At 72.0% G+C, this 20,484-nt stretch carries 21 protein-coding genes; 12 read left to right on the top strand and 9 right to left on the bottom strand.

What is annotated here, in order from left to right; translation table 11 throughout:
- Window positions 1–37: 37 nt before the first annotated feature.
- Window positions 38–1,255, top strand: a complete 1,218-nt coding sequence (locus tag DV20_RS03695) for a glycosyltransferase 87 family protein (RefSeq protein WP_043776433.1) — start codon at window positions 38–40, stop codon at window positions 1,253–1,255.
- Here the strand turns inward: DV20_RS03695 and serC are convergent.
- Complete coding sequence (serC, locus tag DV20_RS03700) at window positions 1,248–2,372, bottom strand: phosphoserine transaminase (RefSeq protein WP_043776434.1); 1,125 nt, start codon at window positions 2,370–2,372, stop codon at window positions 1,248–1,250. The genes DV20_RS03695 and serC overlap by 8 nt on opposite strands.
- Window positions 2,373–2,440: 68 nt before the next feature.
- Between serC and DV20_RS03705 the strand changes: the two genes are divergently transcribed.
- Window positions 2,441–3,277 (top strand): hypothetical protein, encoded by an 837-nt coding sequence (locus DV20_RS03705; protein WP_084093305.1) that lies wholly within the window; start codon window positions 2,441–2,443, stop codon window positions 3,275–3,277.
- A gap of 44 nt (window positions 3,278–3,321) precedes the next feature.
- Window positions 3,322–3,639: a hypothetical protein gene (locus DV20_RS03710; RefSeq protein WP_043776436.1), complete on the top strand. Its 318-nt coding sequence runs from the start codon at window positions 3,322–3,324 to the stop codon at window positions 3,637–3,639.
- Window positions 3,640–3,684: 45 nt separating this feature from the next.
- Here DV20_RS03710 and DV20_RS03715 read toward each other — a convergent pair whose 3' ends face one another.
- The 5 genes from DV20_RS03715 to DV20_RS03735 all read right to left on the bottom strand — a co-directional run bounded on the left by DV20_RS03715 (window position 3,685) and on the right by DV20_RS03735 (window position 8,728).
- Window positions 3,685–5,025, bottom strand: coding sequence for a serine hydrolase domain-containing protein (locus DV20_RS03715; protein WP_043776437.1), 1,341 nt, complete (start codon window positions 5,023–5,025; stop codon window positions 3,685–3,687).
- A gap of 223 nt (window positions 5,026–5,248) precedes the next feature.
- Window positions 5,249–5,869 (bottom strand): response regulator transcription factor, encoded by a 621-nt coding sequence (locus tag DV20_RS03720; RefSeq protein WP_043776438.1) that lies wholly within the window; start codon window positions 5,867–5,869, stop codon window positions 5,249–5,251.
- Window positions 5,866–7,023: a sensor histidine kinase gene (locus tag DV20_RS03725; RefSeq protein ID WP_043776439.1), complete on the bottom strand. Its 1,158-nt coding sequence runs from the start codon at window positions 7,021–7,023 to the stop codon at window positions 5,866–5,868. The genes DV20_RS03720 and DV20_RS03725 overlap by 4 nt, the downstream gene beginning before the upstream one ends.
- Window positions 7,020–7,892, bottom strand: a complete 873-nt coding sequence (locus tag DV20_RS03730; RefSeq protein ID WP_235190692.1) for an ABC transporter permease — start codon at window positions 7,890–7,892, stop codon at window positions 7,020–7,022. Before DV20_RS03730 ends, DV20_RS03725 begins: the two co-directional genes overlap by 4 nt.
- On the bottom strand, window positions 7,889–8,728 hold the full coding sequence (locus DV20_RS03735; RefSeq protein ID WP_043776485.1) for an ABC transporter ATP-binding protein: 840 nt from the start codon (window positions 8,726–8,728) through the stop codon (window positions 7,889–7,891). Before DV20_RS03735 ends, DV20_RS03730 begins: the two co-directional genes overlap by 4 nt.
- A gap of 198 nt (window positions 8,729–8,926) precedes the next feature.
- Here DV20_RS03735 and DV20_RS03740 point away from each other — a divergent pair, with 198 nt between their 5' ends.
- Entirely contained in the window at window positions 8,927–10,213 is a 1,287-nt protein-coding gene (locus DV20_RS03740) for an SDR family oxidoreductase (protein WP_235190693.1), read from the top strand.
- A gap of 14 nt (window positions 10,214–10,227) precedes the next feature.
- Window positions 10,228–10,815 carry a TetR/AcrR family transcriptional regulator gene (locus DV20_RS03745; protein WP_043776441.1) on the top strand — a complete coding sequence of 196 codons (588 nt, stop codon included), beginning with the start codon at window positions 10,228–10,230 and terminating at the stop codon, window positions 10,813–10,815.
- Between the two features lie 23 nt (window positions 10,816–10,838).
- Here DV20_RS03745 and DV20_RS03750 read toward each other — a convergent pair whose 3' ends face one another.
- Complete coding sequence (locus tag DV20_RS03750; RefSeq protein WP_043776442.1) at window positions 10,839–11,987, bottom strand: citrate synthase 2; 1,149 nt, start codon at window positions 11,985–11,987, stop codon at window positions 10,839–10,841.
- A 289-nt stretch (window positions 11,988–12,276) separates the two neighbouring features.
- On the opposite strand from DV20_RS03750, the gene DV20_RS03755 reads away from it, so the two are divergent.
- Genes DV20_RS03755 through DV20_RS03780 form a run of 6 tightly spaced genes read left to right on the top strand, consistent with a single transcriptional unit; the run spans window position 12,277 to window position 16,677 of the window.
- Window positions 12,277–12,579, top strand: coding sequence for an urease subunit gamma (locus DV20_RS03755; protein WP_020641633.1), 303 nt, complete (start codon window positions 12,277–12,279; stop codon window positions 12,577–12,579).
- Window positions 12,580–12,590: 11 nt separating this feature from the next.
- Window positions 12,591–12,896 carry an urease subunit beta gene (locus DV20_RS03760; RefSeq protein ID WP_043776443.1) on the top strand — a complete coding sequence of 102 codons (306 nt, stop codon included), beginning with the start codon at window positions 12,591–12,593 and terminating at the stop codon, window positions 12,894–12,896.
- A complete protein-coding gene (locus tag DV20_RS03765) occupies window positions 12,896–14,611 on the top strand; it encodes an urease subunit alpha (protein WP_043776444.1) in 1,716 nt (571 codons plus the stop codon). The genes DV20_RS03760 and DV20_RS03765 overlap by 1 nt, the downstream gene beginning before the upstream one ends.
- Window positions 14,611–15,282 (top strand): urease accessory protein UreF, encoded by a 672-nt coding sequence (locus tag DV20_RS03770; RefSeq protein WP_043776445.1) that lies wholly within the window; start codon window positions 14,611–14,613, stop codon window positions 15,280–15,282. The genes DV20_RS03765 and DV20_RS03770 overlap by 1 nt, the downstream gene beginning before the upstream one ends.
- Window positions 15,239–15,961: an urease accessory protein UreG gene (gene ureG / locus DV20_RS03775; protein ID WP_200876346.1), complete on the top strand. Its 723-nt coding sequence runs from the start codon at window positions 15,239–15,241 to the stop codon at window positions 15,959–15,961. The genes DV20_RS03770 and ureG overlap by 44 nt, the downstream gene beginning before the upstream one ends.
- Entirely contained in the window at window positions 15,958–16,677 is a 720-nt protein-coding gene (locus tag DV20_RS03780) for an urease accessory protein UreD (RefSeq protein ID WP_043776447.1), read from the top strand. Before ureG ends, DV20_RS03780 begins: the two co-directional genes overlap by 4 nt.
- A gap of 42 nt (window positions 16,678–16,719) precedes the next feature.
- On the opposite strand, the gene DV20_RS03785 is transcribed toward DV20_RS03780, so the two are convergent.
- Window positions 16,720–17,820, bottom strand: a complete 1,101-nt coding sequence (locus DV20_RS03785) for a lipase family protein (RefSeq protein WP_043776448.1) — start codon at window positions 17,818–17,820, stop codon at window positions 16,720–16,722.
- An 89-nt stretch (window positions 17,821–17,909) separates the two neighbouring features.
- Between DV20_RS03785 and DV20_RS03790 the strand changes: the two genes are divergently transcribed.
- On the top strand, window positions 17,910–18,620 hold the full coding sequence (locus tag DV20_RS03790) for a TetR/AcrR family transcriptional regulator (RefSeq protein WP_043776449.1): 711 nt from the start codon (window positions 17,910–17,912) through the stop codon (window positions 18,618–18,620).
- Between the two features lie 46 nt (window positions 18,621–18,666).
- Here DV20_RS03790 and DV20_RS03795 read toward each other — a convergent pair whose 3' ends face one another.
- A complete protein-coding gene (locus DV20_RS03795) occupies window positions 18,667–20,340 on the bottom strand; it encodes a purine-cytosine permease family protein (protein ID WP_043776450.1) in 1,674 nt (557 codons plus the stop codon).
- Between the last annotated feature and the right edge of the window lie 144 nt (window positions 20,341–20,484).

Consider the following 20,484-nt stretch of genomic DNA (forward strand, 5'->3'; position numbering starts at 1 on the left):
ATCTCGGCCGGTCGGAGACCTGGCTCGAGGGGGCGCGTTGACTGGGCGGAAGCTGGCGTGGTCCCTCGCGGTGCTCGAGGTCGCCGCCGTCGTCCTCGTGCTGGTCCTGAAGCGCTTCGACGGCCTCGATCTCGAGGTCTACCTCGGCGGCGCGAAGGCGCTGGCCGAGCAGGGCTCGCCGTACGACGCCTGGGTGCCGACCAGCCACCAGATCCTGCTGCCGTTCACCTACACGCCGTTCGCCGCCGCGGTCTTCCTGCCCGGCACGCTGCTGCCGTTCGCGGTGACGATGAAGCTGGTCAGCATCGCGTCGATCCTCGCGACCGGGGTGGTCGCGTACCTCTACGTGGCGACGCTCAACGGCTCGCTGACCGACGCCTCGAAGGTCCGCGGCCGGATGGTGGCCGCGCTGGTCGCCATCGGCGCGCAGCTCGCGGGCGCCCTGCTCGAGCCGGTGCGCTCGACGCTGGGCTTCGGGCAGATCAACGCGCTGCTCATGGTGCTGGTCGTGCTCGACGTCCTGCTGCCCGGCGAGCGGAAGCGGACGAAGGGCCTGCTGATCGGCGTGGCCGCGGCGATCAAGCTGACCCCGGCCGTCTTCGTCGTGTACTTCCTGTTCCGCCGCGACTTCCGCGCGGCCGCGCGGGTGGCCGCCGGATTCGTGGTGGCCGGCGCGCTGCTGTGGCTGATCCGGCCGTCGGCGTCCTTCACCTACTGGACGAAGCTCGTCTTCGACGCGGGCCGCATCGGCGGCGTCGACTACGTCGGCAACCAGTCGCTGCACGGCCTGACCGTGCGCGCGGGACTGCCGGAGTTCGCCTGGGTGCTGGCGGCCGTGGCGGTGATGGCCCTGGTCGCGGTGATCGTCGTGCGCGCCGAGCCGGTGCTCGGGCTCACCGCCTGCGCGCTCGGCGGGCTGCTGGTTTCGCCGATCTCGTGGACCCACCACTGGACGTGGTGCGTGCCGGTCCTCGTCCTCGCCGGGTGGTACGTGTGGCGCTTCGGCCGCGCGGTCCGGTGGGTGGCGGCCGCGGTCGCCGTCGCGGGACTCGCGCTGTTCATCGCCGGCCCGATGTGGTTCGCCCCGCGCCCGGCGCCGTCCGCGGGCTGGTGGCTGGCGACGGAGTCCTACGAGCTGTACGGCCTCGCGTTGCTGGTCCTCGCCGCGTTCGGCGCCCGCCGCCTGACCACGGAGAAGGGGACCCCCACCGCGGACGCGGCGGAGGTCCCCTCGAAAGCGCCTCAGGTCAGCTGAGCCGCTCGACCACGTACTCGATGGCCTGCGTCAGCTTGGTGACGTCGTCCGGGTCGATGGCCGGGAACAGGCCGACGCGCAGCTGGTTGCGGCCCAGCTTGCGGTACGGCTCGGTGTCGACGATCCCATTGGCGCGCAGCACCTTCGCCACCGCGGCGGCGTCGACGTCGTCGCTGAAGTCCACCGTGCCGACGACCTGCGAGCGCAGCTCCGGGTCCTTCACGAACGGCGTGGTGTAGCTGGTCTTCTCGGCCCACTCGTAGAGCCGCGACGACGAGTCCTTCGTGCGCGAGGTCGTCCAGGCGAGGCCGCCTTGGCCGTTCATCCACTCGATCTGCTCGGCGAGCAGGAACAGCGTGGCCACGGCCGGGGTGTTGTACGTCTGGTCCTTGCGGGAGTTGTCCAGCGCGGTGGTCAGCGACAGGAACTCGGGGATCCAGCGGTCGCTCCCGCCGATCTCGCCGATCCGCTCGACGGCGCCGGGGGAGGCCAGCGCGATCCAGAGCCCGCCGTCGGCGGCGAAGGACTTCTGCGGCGCGAAGTAGTAGACGTCGAAGTCCTCGGCCTTGACCGGGAGGCCGCCGGCGCCGGAGGTGGCGTCGATCGCGACCAGGGCGCCCTCGCTGCCCTCGGGGCGGCGGACCGGCACGGCCACACCGGTGGACGTCTCGTTGTGCGCCCAGCCGACCAGGTCGGCGCCGGCTTCGTAGGCGATGTCCGGCGCGCTGCCCGGCTCGGCCTTGACGACGATCGGGTCGGCGAGGAACGGGGCGCCCTTGGTCACGGTGGCGAACTTCGACGAGAACTCGCCGTAGGTGAAGTGCTGCGCGCGCTCGCGGACCAAGCCGAAGGCGGCCGCGTCCCAGAACGCCGTGGTGCCGCCGTTGCCGAGGATCACCTCGTAGCCCTCGGGCAGGGAGAACAGCTCGGACAGACCCGCACGGACGCGCCCGACGAGGGACTTGACCGGCTTCTGCCGGTGCGACGTGCCGAGGTAGGTGGAGCCGGACTCCGCCAGCGCACTCAGCTGCTCGGCGCGGACCTTCGACGGGCCGCAGCCGAAGCGGCCGTCGGCCGGCTTGAGGTCGGCGGGGATGGTCAACTCAGCGTCGGTCATGTGGCCAGTCTCTCAGGTCGGGACGAAGCAGGTAACAGAGGTGGGGCGGCGTCCGACATGTGGAACCGATGAGTGATCGACCTCGCTGGTACTTCTTCGCGTGGTTCGCCGTGGTGGCCGCGGCGCACCTCGCGGTCGAAGGCTGGACGGAAACGACCGCGATCGGCCTCCCGGTCGGGTTCGCGGCGACGCTGGCGCTGGTCTTCGTCCGCCGCCTGCCGTGGTGGGCGACCGGCGAAGCACGCACCGCGTCGACGGCCCGCGGCGTGAAGGTGGCCGGCTTCGGGTTGCTGTGGCTCCTGGTGGCCGGGGCGATCGTCGTCGGGCTCGTCGAACACCCGCCCCACGGCGCCGACGTCCTCTACGCCGGGGTCTTCGTCTCGATCTTCGCCGGTGCTTCGGTGTTCGGACTGGTCAAGCTGCTGCCGAAGCGGGCGTCGACGCGGCGGGCGGTCCTGCGGTGGAAGCTGGTGTTCGCCACGACGGCGGCGTGGGCGGTCGGCGCCCTCGCCCTCGCGGCCGAGGTCGCGGCCATCGTCGTGACCGGGGGCTGGCTGCCGTGGGTCCTGCCGGTGCCGAGCCTGGTCGTCGTGCTGGCGCTCGCCGGGTGGCGGTCCGAACTGACCGGCCCGGTGGCGTGCCTGGCGAGCGGCCGCTGGACGCCGGTCGCGGCGGCGGCGTTCGACGTGCGGGCGGGCGAGCCGGTCGACGGCTGGGCGGTGCTGCCCGGGGACGTGCGGATCAAGTTCCACCTGCCCGCGGTGCCCGCCGACATCGCCGCCGAGCTGGGGAACCGGCGCCGGCTGTGGCTCGCCGGGTGGCCGGCGGAGGACCTGGTCGTCGGCCTCCCGGACGGCGACACCTACGCCATCGGGTTCATCGGGCACCACGGCCCGTGGGGGTAAAAACACGGTTACCGGCTCGCCGGGCCGCCGGTAGTCTCCCGATCATGACGACTGTGCAGGTGAGCTTCCCGGTGCCGCCCGAGGTGCTGTGGAACTCGCTCCCCGCCGGAGTCGCGGCCGCCGGCGGCTCGGCTCCGTACTACGACCCGCAGCGGGGAACCGTGTTCTTCAAGACCGGGATGTCCCTGCTCAGCTGGGGCCAGAACGTCACCGTGACGGTCTCGCACGCCCCGGGCGGCTCGGCCCTCACGGTGCAGACGACCCTGAAGCTCGGCCTGATCGACTGGGGTGAGGGCAAGCGCCTCGGCAACCGGTTCACCGCCGCCGTCGCCCACGCGGCGGGCATACCCGCCCTGACCTGAGGGCCCCGCTCACCACCCTGGGGGTGTGAGCGGGGCCCGGTCCGCCTAGCGCCAGTCGTCGACGCCGCCCGGCACCGGCGCGGCCGGGTCGTACGGCGTGCGGGTGAAGATGAACGTCGCCAGGTCGAGGTGGGTGGCGACGCCGTCGGCGTTCCGGCCCACCACGAGCGTTTCGCCGGCGTAGTAGCCGTCGAGGCCGACGTAGGTGTCCTCGCCGGTCGCGCGGAAGCGCGAGCTGCGCCCGGCGCCCTCGACCGGCGCGAGCAGCAGCAGCCCGTCGCCCTGGACGCGCAGGTGGTACGGCGTGGGGCCCCAGTGCCAGAGCCCGGTCAGCGCGAGCAGCGCGGGGTCGGTGGGCGAGGGCAGCCACTCGGCGGGCAGCCGCGGCTCCAGCTCGTCGGTCATGGTGATGAGGTCCAGGCAGAGCTGGGTGATGCCGACGCCGGACGTCGAGTTGGTGAGCACCAGCGCGCCGGTCCGCGCGGCCGGGTCGACCAGCGTCACGGCGAGGAACCCGGGCATCGAGCCGGTGTGGCCGGCGAACCGGCGGCCCTGGTGGCGCACGAGCATCAGGCCGAGCCCGAACCCGGTCGTCCAGACGTCGGTGTCGTCGACGGTGATCATGGTCCGCATCTCGGCGACGGTGTCCGGCGCGAGCACCCCGCCGGTTTCGCCGCCGAGGAACGCCGTCCAGCGGCCGAGGTCCCGCGCCGTCGACCACAGCTGCCCGGCGGGGGCCATCGCGCCGGCGTCCGGGCTCGGCTCGGGCAGCAGGACGTCGGCGAAGGGGTGCACGGCGAAGCCCTCGGCGTGCGCGCCGACCGGGTGCGGGGTCGTGCGGGTCATCCCCAGCGGGCCGAGGACCTCCTCCTCGACCACGGAGAGCCAGCTCTTGCCGCGGTGGCGGGTGAGGAGTTCGCCGAGCACGCCGTAGCCGACGTTCGAGTAGTGGAACCGCGCGCCCGGCCGGTGCTTGGTCGCGCCCTCGGCGAGGCTGCCGACCAGCGCGTCCCAGTCCGCGCCGGGGGTCCGCTCCCACCACAGGCCGGGCGACTCCGACGTCAGGCCGGAGGTGTGGGACAGCAGCTGGGCGACGGTGGCGGCACCGAACGGCGTGCCCGGGACGTGCTTTTCGAGCGGGTCATTGAGGTCGAGGAGGCCTTCGTCGCGCAGTCGCATGACGGCGGTGGCGACGAGGGTCTTGGTGATCGAGCCCAGGCGGTACTGGGTGTCGGTGGTCGGGGCTTCCCCGCCGACGCGCCCCCGGCCACCGGACCAGACGATCTCCCCGTCCCGCACGACGGCGGCGACCAGCGACGGAGCCCGGCAGACGGCCTGCTCATGGGCGATCCGGCGGAGCAGGGCGAGTTCGGTCGAGGCAAGCATGGAGGCATTCTGCCGCGCACCGCCGGATGGAGCAGGTCCCGGGCCTCAGCCGAGAGGCATCACCCGTGATTGGCAGGGCATCACGCGTGACTGACGAGGCATCACCCGTGATTGGCGGGGCATCACGCGTGACTGGCGGGGCATCACCGTGATGCCCGTGGGATCACGCATGATGCCCGTGGGATCACGCGTGATGCCCCTGGGCGCAGGGGTGATGCCCGGTTCAGCCGAGGAGGTTTCGTTCCATCGCTGTGGTGACCGCGGCGGTGCGGTCGGAGACGCCGAGCTTGCCGAAGACCCGGAGCAGGTGGGTCTTCACCGTGGCCTCGCTGATGTGCAGGGCGCGGCCGATGTCGGCGTTCGTCCCGCCCTTCGCGACCAGCCGGAGCACCTCCACCTCGCGGGCCGACAGCGGCTGCGGCTCGGGGTTGCGGACCCGGTTGACCAGCTTCCCGGCCACCGACGGCGCCAGCACCGTCTCCCCGCGCGCCGCCGCGCGGATGGCGTTGGCCAGCTCCGCGCGGGAGGCGTCCTTCAGCAGGTACCCCGACGCGCCGGCCTCGACCGCGCGCAGGATGTCGGCGTCCGTCTCGTACGTCGTCAGCACGACGATCCGGCGGCCCGGCTGCTCGCGCAGGATCCGCTTGGTGGCGCCGACGCCGTCGAGGCCGGGCATCCGCAGGTCCATCAGCACGACGTCGGGCCCGGCGACGCGGTCGAGCGCGACGGCTTCGTCGCCGGAACCCGCTTCGCCGACGACCGTCAGGTCGGGCTCCGCTTCGAGCATGCCGCGGAGGCCTTCGCGGACGACCGGGTGGTCGTCGACGAGCATGACGCGGATCAAGCCGGCACCTCCAGGGTGAGTTCGGTGCCGCCGGGGCCGCTCCGGACGCTCAGTCTGCCACCGACCTGCTCGGCCCGGGACCGCATCCCGCGCAACCCGAACCCGGTGGCGCGGTCCGGGTCGAAGCCGGCGCCGTCGTCGCGCACCGACAGCCGCACCGAACCGTCCACAGCGGACAGCCGCACCGAGACCGCCGACGCGGCCGCGTGCCGCCGGACGTTGTTCAGCGCTTCCTGCGCGCCCCGCAGCAGCACCACTTCGCCCGCCATGCCGAGCGACGGCAACGGACTGTCCACTTCGTACTGGACCGGCACCCCCGTCTCGTCGGCCAGCCGGTCGGCCTGCCGCCGGACGGCGTCGACGAGCGAGCCGGCCGCGAGGTCCGCCGGAGCCAGCGCGGCGACCATGGCGCGGGCCTCCGTGAGGTTGTCGCGCGCGGTGCGGGCCGCCAGTTCCGCGTGCCGCCGCGCCGCGGCCGGGTCGGTGTCCAGTTCGGACTCGATGGCCTGGGCGAGGGTGACGATGCTGGTGAACCCCTGCGCGAGCGTGTCGTGGATCTCCCGCGCGAGCCGTTCGCGCTCGGCCGCGGTGCCGGCCTCCCGCGAGAGCCGGGCGACTTCCGCCTGGCTTTCCTCGAGCTGCGCGATCAGCTCGGCGCGCCCCCGGCTCTCCTCGACGACGTGCAGGATGAACTTGCCGGACAGCACACCGAAGACGACGAGGATCGCGGTCATCGGCAGCAGGATGTGCAGCGCCGGCCCCTGCAGACCCTCGTTGACGATCGACGACAACGGGCTCAGCAGGATCGCCACGGTGGTGAGCACGGCCGCGGGCCGGAACTCCAGCGTCGAGAACACCAGCGGGCACACCATGAACAGGATGAAGCTGGCCGTGGTGTTGGTGAACATCGCGACCGCGACCAGCGCCAGGACGATCAGGGCCAGCGCCCATCGCTCCCGCAGGTGCCCGTCTTCGCGCACCACCCGGCGGCCCCACAGCAGGTAGGTCAGCGCCAGCGCGGTCAGCGCCCCGACCGCGACCGCCGTGCGCACCGGGTCGTCCTCGTCCAGCACCACCAGCAGCGTCGTGGCCAGGTACGCCACCGCGAAGAGGATTTCCCAGAGCCAGTTGAACCGGTCCCAGGCGTCGGTCACTTCGCGTCGGTCCACCGGAACGTCAGCCGCGCCAGCACCGCGCCCGCCACGCACCACACCGCCAGCACCAGCGCCACCCGCGGAAGTTCCCATGTCCCGGCCATCTCCATCCTCACGGCGCCGTCCGGCAGGAAGACCGACCGGAATCCCTGGCAGATCCACTTCAGCGGGAAGAACGACGCGACGTCCACCATAACTTTCGGCAGGTTCGTGATCGGCGAAACGAAGACGCCGGAGATGAACTGCAGCACCAGGTACAGCATCTGCACGACGGCGACGGCGCCGTTCGTGGACTTCGCGAGCGAGCTGACCGCGATCCCGAGCAGCGTGCACGAGACGATGCCGAGCGCGAACACCCAGAGCAGCGTCAGCCACTTCGCCGGGTCGGACGGCAGCTTCAGCCCGAACAGCAGCACGGCGACCGCGGCCATCAAAACCGTCTGGGCCAGGCTCGACACCGCGACCAGCACCATCTTGCCGACGAAGTACGACGCCGACGGCATCGGCGTGCCGCGCAGCCGCTTGAGCGCGCCGGTCTCCCGGTCGGCCGAGACGCCGGTCGCGATGCTGTTGAACGACGTCGACACGATGCCGGAGCCGATCATCCCGGCCGCCAGCAGCTGCCCGGACGTGACGCCGTCGAGCGGGGTCGGACCGTCCAGGATGGACCCGAGCAGGAGCATGAGCACGGCGGGCAGGGAAAAGGTGAAGACCACCTGTTCCTTGTTCCGGAAGAACTGCCGCAGCTCGGTGCCGCCGCGGGCCAGGCCGAGCGAGAGCGGTCCGGGAAGGGCCACCACCGCTTTCCGGGGGTTCCGGGTGGCGGAGCCCCCGGCCTGGGGCGAAGCCCCGGACGTCCCAGTGGTCATGCCTTGTCTCCGATCAGGTCCAGGTAGATGTCCTCCAGGCTCGGCCTGGTCACCGTCAGTCCCCCGAGCTCCCTACCCCCAGCAGAGAGCTCGGTGACGAGCTTGGTCGGGTACGCGGTCCGCTCGACGTGCTCGCCGCGTTCGTCGGTCCAGCGCACGGTGGCCTCGGCGGCGGCCCGGCCGCCCAGGTTCTGCGGCGTGTCCTGGGCGACGATCTCGCCGCGCGCGATGACCGCGACGCGGTCGGCGAGCGCCTCGGCCTCGTCCAGGTAGTGCGTGGTCAGCAGGATGGTGGTGCCTTCGGCGGCGAGGTCGCTGATCAGCGTCCAGAACTGCCGCCGGGCCTCGGGGTCGAAGCCGGTGGTCGGCTCGTCGAGGAAGAGCAGTTCGGGGCGTCCGATGATGCCGAGCGCGACGTCGACGCGGCGGCGCTGCCCGCCGGAAAGCGCCTTGATCCGCGCTCCGGCCTTCTCGGTGAGCCCGACCTTCTCGATCACCTCGTCGGGGTCGCGCGGGTTCGGGTAGTACTTCGCGAAGTGCCGGACGGTCTCGGCGACGCTCAGTTCGGCGGCGTGGGTCGCCGTCTGGAGGACGATGCCGAGCCGGGCGCGCCAGGCCCGGCCGGCCTGGGCGGGGTCCTCGCCGAGCACGGTGACCTCGCCGGCCGTCCGCCGGCGGTGGCCTTCGAGGATCTCGACGGTCGTGGTCTTCCCGGCGCCGTTCGGCCCGAGCAGCGAGAAGACCTCACCGGGGGCGATCTCCAGGTCGAGCCCGGCCACCGCGAGGTGATCCGGGTACTGCTTGCGCAGGCCGCGCACGCTGACTGCTGTGGTCATGCTCCGAGCCTGGCCGCTCGCGGCCGTGAATCCGACCAACGGCCAGTGGAACCGGCTGTCCACCGATCGGTGGACACGGGCGCTTGGTTTCCCGTGGAACCACGAAAACGCTGTCACACAAGCAAAATCCGAAGATCCGAGCCGGCGGAACCGCCGCGTGGGTGAACACACTGTTGACAGGTTGTCTAACATGACAGAATGTCTCACAAGTGGGTGACCGCCAGCGACGGTGTCCGACTCTCCGTGACCATCGGCGGCCGGAGTGACGGGCCCACGGTCGTGCTCGTTCACGGCTATCCGGACAACAGCTCGATGTGGGCCGGGGTAGCCGCCGGGCTGGCCGCGAAACACCGCGTCGTCACCTACGACGTCCGCGGGGCCGGACAGTCGGACAAGCCGCCGGGACGCGCGTCCTACCGGCTGGACCAGCTGGCCGACGACCTGCGTGCCGTCGTCGAGGCGGTGCAGCCGACCGGCAAGGTGCACCTGGTCGCCCACGACTGGGGCTCGATCCAGACCTGGCACGCCGTCACCGGGGACGCCCTGCGCGGGCGGATCGCCTCCTACACGTCCCTCTCCGGCCCGAGCCTCGACCACGCCGGCGCGTGGTTCCGCGCCCAGCTGCGCCGTCCGACGCCGAAGCGGCTCAAGAACGCGCTGAGCCAGTTCCTGCACTCGTGGTACATCCTGGCGTTCCAGGTCCCGCTCATCCCGGACCTGTTGTGGCGCAGCGGTTTGCTGGGCAAGCAGATCCAGCGCATGGAACCGGACGCGGCGCTGCCGGAGAGGTCCGACGGCCTGCACGGTCTCCAGCTCTACCGGGCCAACATGTTCACCCGGCTTTCGCGGCCCGCGCCCCGCCCCGCCGACGTCCCGGTGCAGGTGCTGGCCCCGACCGGCGACGCCTACGTCACGACGCCGCTGCAGACCGAGGTCACCCACTGGGTCGCCGACCTGCGGGTCCGCCGGATCGCCGGGACGCACTGGGTCACCCGGGCGAGGCCGGAGGTGGTGGCCGCCGCGGCCGCCGAGCTGATCGACTACGCCGAAACCGGGGTGGAAAGCCGCGGGCTGCGCCGGGCCCGGGTGGACGCCGGGCCGTTCGAGCACCGGCTCGTCGTGGTCGCCGGCGCGGGCGGCGGGATCGGCCGCGCGACCGCGCTCGCCTTCGTCGAGCAGGGCGCCGACGTCATCGTCACCGACGCGACCGGTGCCGCGGAAACGCTGAAGCTGCTGGGCGGCCACGGCGTCGCCGAGTACACAGTGGACTTTTCGGACGGCGAGGCCGTGCAGCGCTTCGCCGAGCGGGTCCGCGCCGAGCACGGTGTCCCGGACATCGTCGTCGACGACGCGGGCCTTCACGGCTCCCGCGCGTTCGCGCCGATGCTCGCCGAGCGCGCCGAAGGCGGCCAGGTCGTCAACCTCGCGTCGGCGGCCGTGCTGCGGGAAATCCTGCGTGCCGCGGAAAAGGGCCTCACGCCGTGAGCCGGCCGCGGCGGATGTCGCCGCAGGCCCGCCGGGACGACCTGATCCGGGCCGCGCTCGACCTGTTCGGCTCGCGGGCGCCGGAACTGGTCACCGTGGACGACATCGTGACGCGCGCCGAGGTGTCGCGTCCGTTGTTCTACCGGTACTTCTCCAGCCTGCGCGACCTGCAGGTCGAAGCGCTGCGCACGGTCACCGACGGGCTGATCGACGGCTTGGCCGGGCTCGAGGAGGGCCCGCCCGAAACCCGGCTGCGCGCCGCCGTCCGCGGCCTGATCGACGTCGCCGACCACTACCGGGCGGGCTACATCGCCCTGCTGCGCAGCGGTTCGGTGATCGCGACGTCCGAGACGGACGCGGCCATCGACGAGGTCCGCAACCGGGCGGTGGCCCTGATCCTGGACGCGCTCGGCGTCTCCGAACCCTCGCCGCTGCTGTCGCTGACCCTCCGCTGCTGGACGGCGGTGGTCGAGGGCGCCCTGCTGAGCTGGCTGCAGGAACGCACGATCCCGCGCGAGGCCCTGGACACCTGGCTCGTCGACCAGCTCACGGCCATGCTCACCACCACCGCCGCGCACGACCAGAGCGGCACTTTCACGTGAAAGTGCCGCTCCGGTCGTAGGGGTCAGTGCTTGGTGACGAGCTCCCAGCCCTCGACGTCCTCGGGGCTGCGGGGCGCCGGGCCGACGTACTTGGCCGACGGCCGCACCAGGCGTCCGGTCCGCTTCTGCTCCAGGATGTGCGCGGCCCAGCCGGCGGTGCGGGCCGAGCTGAACATCGCGGGCATCATGTGCGGCGGGACCTGGGCGAAGTCCAGGATGACCGCGGCCCAGAACTCGACGTTGGTCTCGATCGGGTGATCCGGACGCCGCTCGCGCAGCTCCTTCAGCGCGGCCTGCTCCAGCGCCGCGGCCGCCTCGTAGCGGGTCGCGCCGAGCTCCTGGCAGGTCCGGCGCAGCACGCGCGCCCGCGGGTCCTCGGCCCGGTAGACGCGGTGACCGAAGCCCATCAGGCGTTCCTTGCGGTCGAGGATCCCCTTGACCAGGCCCGCCGGGTCGCCGGTGCGCTCGACCTCTTCGATCATCGGCAGCACGCGCGCCGGGGCGCCGCCGTGCAGCGGGCCGGACATCGCGCCGATGGCGCCCGACATCGCCGCGGCCACGTCGGCGCCGGTGGACGCGATGACGCGGGCGGTGAAGGTCGAGGCGTTGAGGCCGTGCTCGGCGGCCGACACCCAGTACGCGTCCAGGGCCTTGACGTGCGCGGGGTCCGGCTCGCCGCGCCAGCGGACGAGGAACCGCTCGGTGATCGAGTGGGCCTCGTCGACGCGGGTCTGCGGGACCGCGGGCTGGCCGATGCCGCGCGCCGACTGGGCGACGTAGGACAGCGCCATCACCGAGGCGCGGGCCAGCTGCTCGCGGGCCTCTTCGTCGGTGATGTCGAGCAGCGGGCGGTAGCCCCAGATCGGGGCCAGCATGGCCAGCGCGGCCTGGACGTCCACCCGGACGTCGCCGGTGTGGACCGGCAGCGGGAACGGCTCGGCGGGCGGCAGGCCGTGGCCGAACCGGCCGTCCACGAGGAGGCCCCACACGTCGCCGAAGGTCACCTTGCCGGCGAGGTCCTCGATGTCGACGCCGCGGTAGCGCAGGGCACCGCCGTCCCGGTCGGGTTCGGCGATTTCGGTGTGGAAGGCGACGACGCCCTCCAGACCCGGTCGGAAGCCGTCGTCGGGTTGGCCGGACGGCTGTGGCTTGCTGATCGTGGAGGTAGTCACTGTTTCGCGGAACCTTTCGGTGCGCTTTTCCCCGGCTGGTTGGTGCTGGTCGCGCGGTTGGAGGAAGCGCACGGAACGCGCGCCACATCGCACGGATGGATAGACCTTGCTCTCTTGACCGGCCGCAGGCAATCGAAAGATGCGGTGGTTTCGGTCACGATTACGAGAACGATTCAGTCACCGAGGCCGCCAATCAGGAGAATTTTTCGCCACACAGTGTGACGAAGCCCAGGTAAATCCTGTGTTTCCGAACCAGGCGCCGCCGCGTTTCGGGTGATAGACCTAGCGCATGCACCTCAGCCCGCAGGAGCGCGACAAGCTGCTCATCCACGTGGCGGCCGACGTCGCGCGGAAGCGGCTGGACCGCGGCGTCCGGCTCAACTACCCCGAGGCGGTCGCGCTGATCACCGACCACGTCCTCGAAGGGGCCCGCGACGGCCGCACGGTCAGCGAGCTGGTGGCCAGTGGCCGGACCGTGCTCTCCCGGGCGCAGGTGCTCGACGGCGTGCCCGAGATGGTCGACTCCGTGCAGGTCGAAGCCACGTTCCCGGACGGCACGAAGCTCGTCACCGTGCACGACCCGATCGTGTGAGGAGCGGGCAGATGCACCCTGGCGAGATCATCCCCGGTGACGAGCCGGTCGAGCTGAACCCCGGCCGCGCGCGCGTCCGGCTGCTGGTGCGGAACCTCGGCGACCGGCCGGTGCAGGTCGGCTCGCACTACCACTTCGCCGCGGTCAACCCCGGCCTCGAGTTCGACCGGGACGCCGCCCGCGGCCACCGGCTCGACGTGCCGGCGGGGACGTCGGTGCGGTTCGAGCCGGGCGTGGAACGGGAAGTCGATCTCGTCCCGCTCGCCGGCGCGCGCCGCGTCCCCGGGTTGCGGTCCGAATTCGCGGGGGACTTCTGATGCCGCAGATCGACCGCGAGCGCTACGCCGAGCTGTTCGGCCCGACCACCGGCGACCGGATCCGGCTCGCCGACACCGACCTGCTGATCGAGGTCACCGAAGACCGCTCGATGGGCGCCGGCGGCTCCGGCGACGAGGTGCTCTTCGGGGGCGGCAAGGTCATCCGCGAGTCCATGGGCCAGGGCCTGGCGACCCGGGCCGAGGGCGCGCCCGACCTGGTCATCACCGGCGCGGTGATCCTCGACCACTGGGGTGTCGTCAAGGCCGACGTCGGCGTGCGCGACGGCCGGATCGTCGGCATCGGCAAGGCGGGCAACCCGGACACGATGGACGGCGTCGACCCGGCCCTGGTCATCGGGCCGTCGACCGAGGTGCTCTCCGGCAACGGCAAGATCCTCACCGCGGGCGGCATCGACTGCCACGTCCACTTCATCTGCCCGCAGCTGGTCGACACGGCGCTGGCCGCCGGGCTGACCACGTTGGTCGGTGGCGGCACCGGGCCGAACGAGGGCACGAAGGCCACCACCGTCACCCCCGGCGCGTGGAACCTGGGCCGGATGCTGTCCGCCATGGACGGTTATCCGGTCAACGTCCTGCTGCTGGGCAAGGGGAACACCGTCCGGCACGAGGCGCTGCGCGAGCAGCTGGCCGCGGGCGCGGGCGGGTTCAAGCTGCACGAGGACTGGGGCACCACGCCGGCTGCCATCGACGCGTGCCTGACCGTGGCCGACGAAGCCGGCGTCCAGGTGGCCATCCACACCGACACCCTGAACGAAGCCGGTTTCCTGGAATCCACTGTGGACGCCATCGGCGGCCGCTCGATCAACGCCTACCACACCGAGGGGGCAGGCGGCGGGCACGCGCCGGACATCATCCAGGTCGTCTCGCTGCCGAACGTGCTGCCGTCGTCGACCAACCCGACCCGCCCGCACACGGCCAACACCCTCGACGAGCACCTCGACATGCTGGTGGTCTGCCACCACCTCAACCCGTCGGTGCCCGAGGACCTCGCCTTCGCCGAGAGCCGGATCCGGCCGACGACGATCGCCGCCGAGGACGTGCTGCACGACATGGGCGCGATCTCGATGATGAGCTCGGACTCGCAGGCGATGGGCCGGATCGGCGAGGTGATCATCCGGACCTGGCAGACCGCGCACGTGATGAAACGCCGCCGCGGCGCCCTGCCCGGCGACGGCGCGGCCGACAACCTGCGCGCGCGTCGCTATGTCGCCAAATACACGATCAACCCGGCCATCGCGCACGGCATGGAGACCGAGATCGGTTCGGTCGAGGTCGGCAAGCTCGCCGACCTGGTCCTGTGGGAGCCGAAGTTCTTCGGCGTCCGCCCGCACGTGGTGCTCAAGGGCGGCTTCCCGGCGTGGGCGGCGATGGGCGACGCGAACGCGTCCATCCCGACGCCGCAGCCGGTGTTCGCCCGGCCGATGTTCGGCGCGTCGATCGGGGCCGCGCTGAGCCTGCACTTCGTGGCGCCGTCCGCTTTGGACAGCGGCCTGCGCGAGGCGTTCGGCATCACGCGTCCGCTCGTCGCGGTGTCGAACATGCGCGCCAGGACGAAAGCGGACATGGTGCTCAACGACGCGACACCGGACGTCCGCGTCGAGCCGGACAGCTTCGCGGTGCACGTCGACGGGGAGCTGATCGAACCGCAGCCGGTGACGGAACTGCCGATGGCGCAAAGGTACTTCCTCTTCTGATGGACCTCTCGGCGCTGATCCTCGCGGACTCCCGCTTCCCCGGCGGCGGGCACATCCACAGTGGCGGGCTGGAGGAGGTCGTCGCCCGGAAACTGGTGACGTCCGTGCGCGACCTCCCGGGATTCCTTTCCGGACGGTTGCGGACGGCGGGCCACCTGGCGGCGGTTTTCGCCGCGGCCTCCGCTCATGCGGCGGTCGCCGGGGGGAACTGGTCCCTCCTGGACAGTGAACTGGACGCGCGTACTCCGTCGCTCGCGCAGCGCGAGGCCTCCCGGGCGCAGGGCCGCGGGACCGCGCGGGCCGGGCGGATCGCGTGGCCGTCACCCGTGCTCGACGCGTTGCTGGCCGAGACGCCGCGGCCACACCACCCGATCGTGCTGGGCGCGCTGGTCGGCGTCGCGGGCGGTTCGCCGTACGACGCCGCGATGGCGGTCGCCTACCTGTCGGTGAGCGGCCCGGCGAGTGCCGCGGTCCGGTTGCTGGGGCTGGATCCCTTCGCCGTCAACGCCGTGGTCGCGCGGCTGGACCTCGCCGCGGTGTGTGCGGAAGCCGCCGCCGTGGCGGGCGACGATCCGGCGGCACTGCCGTCGCCGGGGTCGCCCGCGTTGGATCTGTTCGCCGAGGCCCATGCTCGGCACCACCAGGAAGAGGTGCGTCTCTTTGCCAGCTGAAGGCCACGGTCACGGCCACTTCCACCCGGTCAGCTTCGACCCCACGGCCAGCGAGCCGGACCACTACGACGCGGCGCCCACGGCGGGCCGGGCGTACCGGATCGGCATCGGCGGCCCGGTCGGCTCCGGCAAGACGGCGCTCACCGCGGCGCTGTGCCGCGCGCTGGGCGACGAGATCAACCTCGCCGTCGTCACGAACGACATCTACACGACCGAAGACGCGGACTTCCTGCGCCGTGCGGGCGTGCTGGACCCGGCGCGGATCGAGGCGGTGCAGACGGGCGCGTGCCCGCACACCGCGATCCGCGACGACATCACGGCGAACCTCGACGCGGTCGAGCGGCTGGAGGAGAAGTTCCCCGGCCTCGACCTGGTGATCATCGAAAGCGGCGGCGACAACCTGACGGCGGTGTTCAGCCGCGGCCTGGCCGACAGCCAGATCTTCGTGGTCGACGTCGCCGGCGGCGACAAGGTGCCGCGCAAGGGCGGCCCCGGCGTCACGACGGCGGACCTGCTGGTGATCAACAAGACCGACATCGCGCACCTGGTCGGCGCGGACATGGACGTCATGACGTCGGACGCGCACCGGATGCGGGGGACGCTGCCGGTGATCACCCAGTCCCTGGTGGACACCCCGGACGCGCCCGCGGTCGCCGGCTGGGTCCGTTCGCTGCTGTGAAGGCCCACGCCCGGCTGACCGCGTGCTTCGACGGCTCGCGCACGGTGCTGCGGGAGCTGTGCTCGATGGCGCCGCTGACGCTGTTCCCGCGGCGGCGTTCGGGCCCGACGGCGGTGGTGCACCTGGTGAACTCGGCCACTTCGCCGCTGGGAGGGGACGACCTGACGCTTTCGATCCACGTCGGGCCCGGGGCTGCTCTGCGGCTTTCCGGCGTGGCGGCGACCCTGGCTCTGCCGGGCCCGCACGGTGAAGGTTCGCTGTCCACAGTGGAGGTCGTGGTCGAAGCCGGCGGGTCGCTGGAGTACCTGCCGGAGCCGACGGTGGTGACCGCCCGGGCGCGGCACAGTGCGGTCTTCCGGGCCTCGCTGGCGGCTGGTGCGTATCTGCACACGCGGGAGGTGCTGGTGCTGGGCCGGGCCGGGGAGCGCCCGGGTTCGCTGGTGACCACGGTGGACGTGGTCCGCGCGGGGGCGCCCGTGCTGCGTCAGACGCTTTCGGTGGGGGACGCGGGACTGGACGGGAGCCTGGCGGTGCTGGCGGGCCGCCGGGTGCTGGCCACGGACCTGGTGGTCGGCGGTCCGGACGCCCCGGCCGCCTCCGGCGAGTGGTGGTCGCGCAGCCCGCTCGCCGCCGGTGGCTCGCTGGTGACTTCGCTGGCGCCGGACGCCGTCACGGCGGCGAAGGGCCTGGCCGAGGCGGGCGCCGCGGCGTTCTGAGCAGCCCCCGTTTTCCACGCTACCGGGGGCCACCGACAGTTCTCAGAACTTCGTGCCCAGCCAGGTCATCGCCGCCGGGCCGCCGATCGACACCCCGCCGATGTGCTCCAGCAGCGGGAACTCCTGCCACGTCACCTTCGCGCCGAGGGACTTCCAGCGGTCGCGCAACGCCGTTCCGACGCTGAACGGGATCAGCTCGTCCAGCGTCCCGTGGTACAGGTACACCGGCGGCTTCGGTGCCGTCGTGCCCAGGTAGTTCTCGGCCAGGCGGGTCTGCCAGTGCGGCTCGTGGATCGGGTCCGGCACCGTCACGAAGTCCCGCAGGTGCGCGAACGGCGCCGCCGCGCCCAGTTCGACCGTGCACGCCTTCGACACCCGGGCCACCGCTTCGCGGCCGCGGTCGTTCAGGATCGACTCGAACGGCACGTCCGGGTACGCCGCCGCGAAGCCGGTGGCCGCGCCGAGGACCAGGCCGAACGCGGCGCCGCCGTCGTTGGACGCGAACACCGCGTTCAGGTCCGCCGGGACCCCGCCGGCCGCGACGCCGACCACGTTCAGCGAAGGCGCGTAGGTGGCCTGCAACTCGGCCGCCCACGCCGCGGCCTGGCCGCCCTGCGAGTAGCCGAACACGCCCACCGGGCCGGCGGGGGACAGCCCCGCGCCGGTCACCCGGGAAGCGGCCCGCGCCGCGTCGAGCACCGCGCGGCCTTCGGACTGCCCGACCGCGTACGTGTGCGTTCCCGGGGTGCCGAGTCCTTCGTAGTCGGTGACCACGACGGCCCAGCCCTGCGCCAACGCCTGCGCCAGCAACGCGCTTTCGTTCTCGATGCCGTGGGCCAGGAGGTTCGAGGGGGCGCACTGGTCGCCGAGGCCGTGCGTGCCGACCGCGTACGTGATCAGCGGCCGCGGGCCGCCGTGCGGCCACGGCGCCGGCGGCACCAGCAGGGTTCCGGAGACGGCGTTCGGCTCGCCGGTCGCCGACGTCGAGCGGTAGCGCAGGTGCCAGGCCTTGACGGGTGCCGGGAACGGGCCGACGAACACCGTCGCCGGCTGCTGCTCCAACAGGACACCCGGATCCGCGTGCGCCGAGGGGGCGGCTGTCACGAAAAGGAGCGCGACGGCGACCAGTAACCGACGAAGCATCATTGCCTCCGGTTGTGTGGTAATCGAGGTTTTCACAATTTAGCCAGGCCGGTAGGATCCGGCAATCCCTCAGAAGGAGGAGACACCCGTTGGCTCGCACGTACGGCGGCGTCGCACCCGAACAACGTCGCGCCGACCGCCGCGAGCGGCTGCTCACGGCCGGGCTCGAGCTGTTCACCACGACCGGGTTCCGGCAGACGAAGATCACCGAGGTGTGCGCCCGGGCGGGGGTGTCCACGCGGAACTTCTACGAGGAGTTCACCGGCAAGGAGGACGTGCTGCGCACCCTCCACGACCGGATCAACAGCCTCGCGCTGGAGCACGTGACCGCCGCGCTCGACAAGGTCGCCGAGGCCGACGCCGTGACCCGCATCGCCACGCTGCTCGACGTCTTCATCGACACGGTCACCGTCGACCCCCGGCTGCCGCGGCTCAACTACGTCGAAGCCGTCGGCGTCAGCGCGGAGCTGGAGGAGCAGCACCAGGTGTGGGTCGACCGCTGGGCGACCTTCATCGAGACGGAGGCCCGGCGCGCGGCCGAGCACGGCGCCGCACCCGACCGCGATTACCGGCTGACGGCCATCGCCCTGGTCGGCGCGGCCACCGGCCTGCTGCGCGAGTGGCAGGCGCACGAGCCGCCGCTGCCGGTGGAGGACGTCGGCGCGGAGCTGCGCGCGCTGATGCTGGCGGCCATCATGCGGCCCGCGAAAATCTTGGCGATCCCGGGCAACCTCGGCGGGCCTTCCGGCGTGGAACGGTCAAGCCGGGCAGGGGAGCAGGGGGGAGCCCGGCGAACGTGAAGGTCCTTTCCCGGCCGCTGAGGCCGGGAAAGGACCTTCATGGAGGTCACGGCGTCCGGACCGCCGGCAGGCCGAGCGCGACCGGACCGGTCGTCTGGCACACGTCGTGGCAGGTGTTGTCGAGCGTGCAGCACAGCGAGCAGATCGGGCCGTCCTGCTTCGCGCAGTCGGCGACGTCCGGCAGTTCGTACGGGTCGCCGCAGGCCGAGCAGGTGTGCGTCGCGCGCAGGTCGACGTCGGTGCCGGGCCCGGCGACCGTGTTCGGCCGCGCCAGGTAGTACCGGCCGCGCGTCGCCACGGCGAGCACCGGCACCAGCACGACCGCGATGACCAGCGCGAGCAGCGGGCTGAACGCGGCCAGGAACGGCCCGAACGCGCCGAAGTACGCCACGATCGACACCGCCGAGGCGACCACCATCGAGCCGAACCCGACCGGGTTGATCTTGTGCAGGTAGGCCCGCTTGAACTCGATGTAGCGGGGCGAGAGGCCCAGCGGCTTCGCGATCACCAGGTCGGCGCAGACGGCGCCGATCCACGCGATGGCGACGTTGGAGTAGAAGCCGAGGATCTTGTTCAGGAAGCCGAACGCGCCGAACTCCATCAGCGCGAGCGCGATCCCGCAGTTGACCAGCACGTACCAGACGCGGCCGGGGTGCTTGTGCAGCACGCGGGAGAAGAAGTTCGCGAACGACAGCGAGCCGGAGTAGGCGTTCGTGGTGTTGATCTTGATCTGCGAGACGACCACGAACAGCGCGGCGAACGTCAGCGCCACCGGCCCGAGCGCCGGCTTCACCGCTTCGAGGTACGGCGCGATCGGCTCCAGCGCGTGCGTCTTCCCGACGACGCCGAGCGCGAGGAACGCCAGCAGCGCGCCGCCGATCTGCTTCGCGGCGCCGAGGATGACCCAGCCGGGCCCCGCGGCGAGCACCGCGGCCCACCACGGCCGCTTGTTCTCCGCCGTCTTCTCGGGCATGAACCGCAGGTAGTCGGCCTGTTCGCCGATCTGCCCGATCAGCGACAGCGCGACGCCCATGCCAAAGCCGAACCCGATCGCGGAGAAGCCGGCGCCGGCGCCCTCGGTCCCCCCGAAGTGGGTGAACTCGGCGAACTTGCCGGGCTCCCGGACCAGCACGACGACGAACGGCAGCACCAGCCCGGCGATCCACAGCGGCTGCGTCCAGGTCTGCATCTTCGCGACCGCGCCCATGCCGTACAGCGCGAAGGGCAGCACGATCAGCGTGGCGAGGAGGTAGCCGATGGGCAGCGGGATGCCGAGGGCGAGCTCGAACGCCTGCCCCATGATCGAGCCTTCGAGCGAGAAGAAGATGACGGTGAAGCTCGCGTACACGAGCGACGTCAGCGTCGACCCGAAGTAGCCGAAGCCGGCTCCCCGGGTCAGCAGGTCCATGTCCACTCCGGACTTCGCGCAGGCGGCCGCGATGGGCACGCCGGTCACGAAGATGACGACGGCCGCGGCGAGGATCGCCAGCACGCCGGAGGTGAAGCCGTAGGAGAGGACGATGCTGGCGCCGATGGCGAAGTCGGCGAGGTAGGCGATGCCGCCCAGCGCCGTCGTCGCGACGACGAACGGGGACCATTTCCGGAACGAATGAGCGGCGAAGCGCAGTGAGTAGTCTTCGCGGTTTTCGTTCGCCGCGAGCGGGGCGTAGCGGCGTTTCGGCGGGGCGCTCTCTGCTGCGTTGGACAGGGTCTCGGTCATGCCTGCCTCCGGGGTGGTGGGGAACGGGCCGAAGGTAGGCGTTTCCTGTATCGATCCTGGTCCGGCCGGTAACGCGGGGGTTACAGCTTGTTGTCCAGCGGTTACGGGCTGATGGCGGAACGGGGGTGGCGGGTGTCACCGTTC

Source organism: Amycolatopsis rifamycinica, assembly GCF_000695625.1.
GTDB lineage: Bacteria > Actinomycetota > Actinomycetes > Mycobacteriales > Pseudonocardiaceae > Amycolatopsis > Amycolatopsis rifamycinica.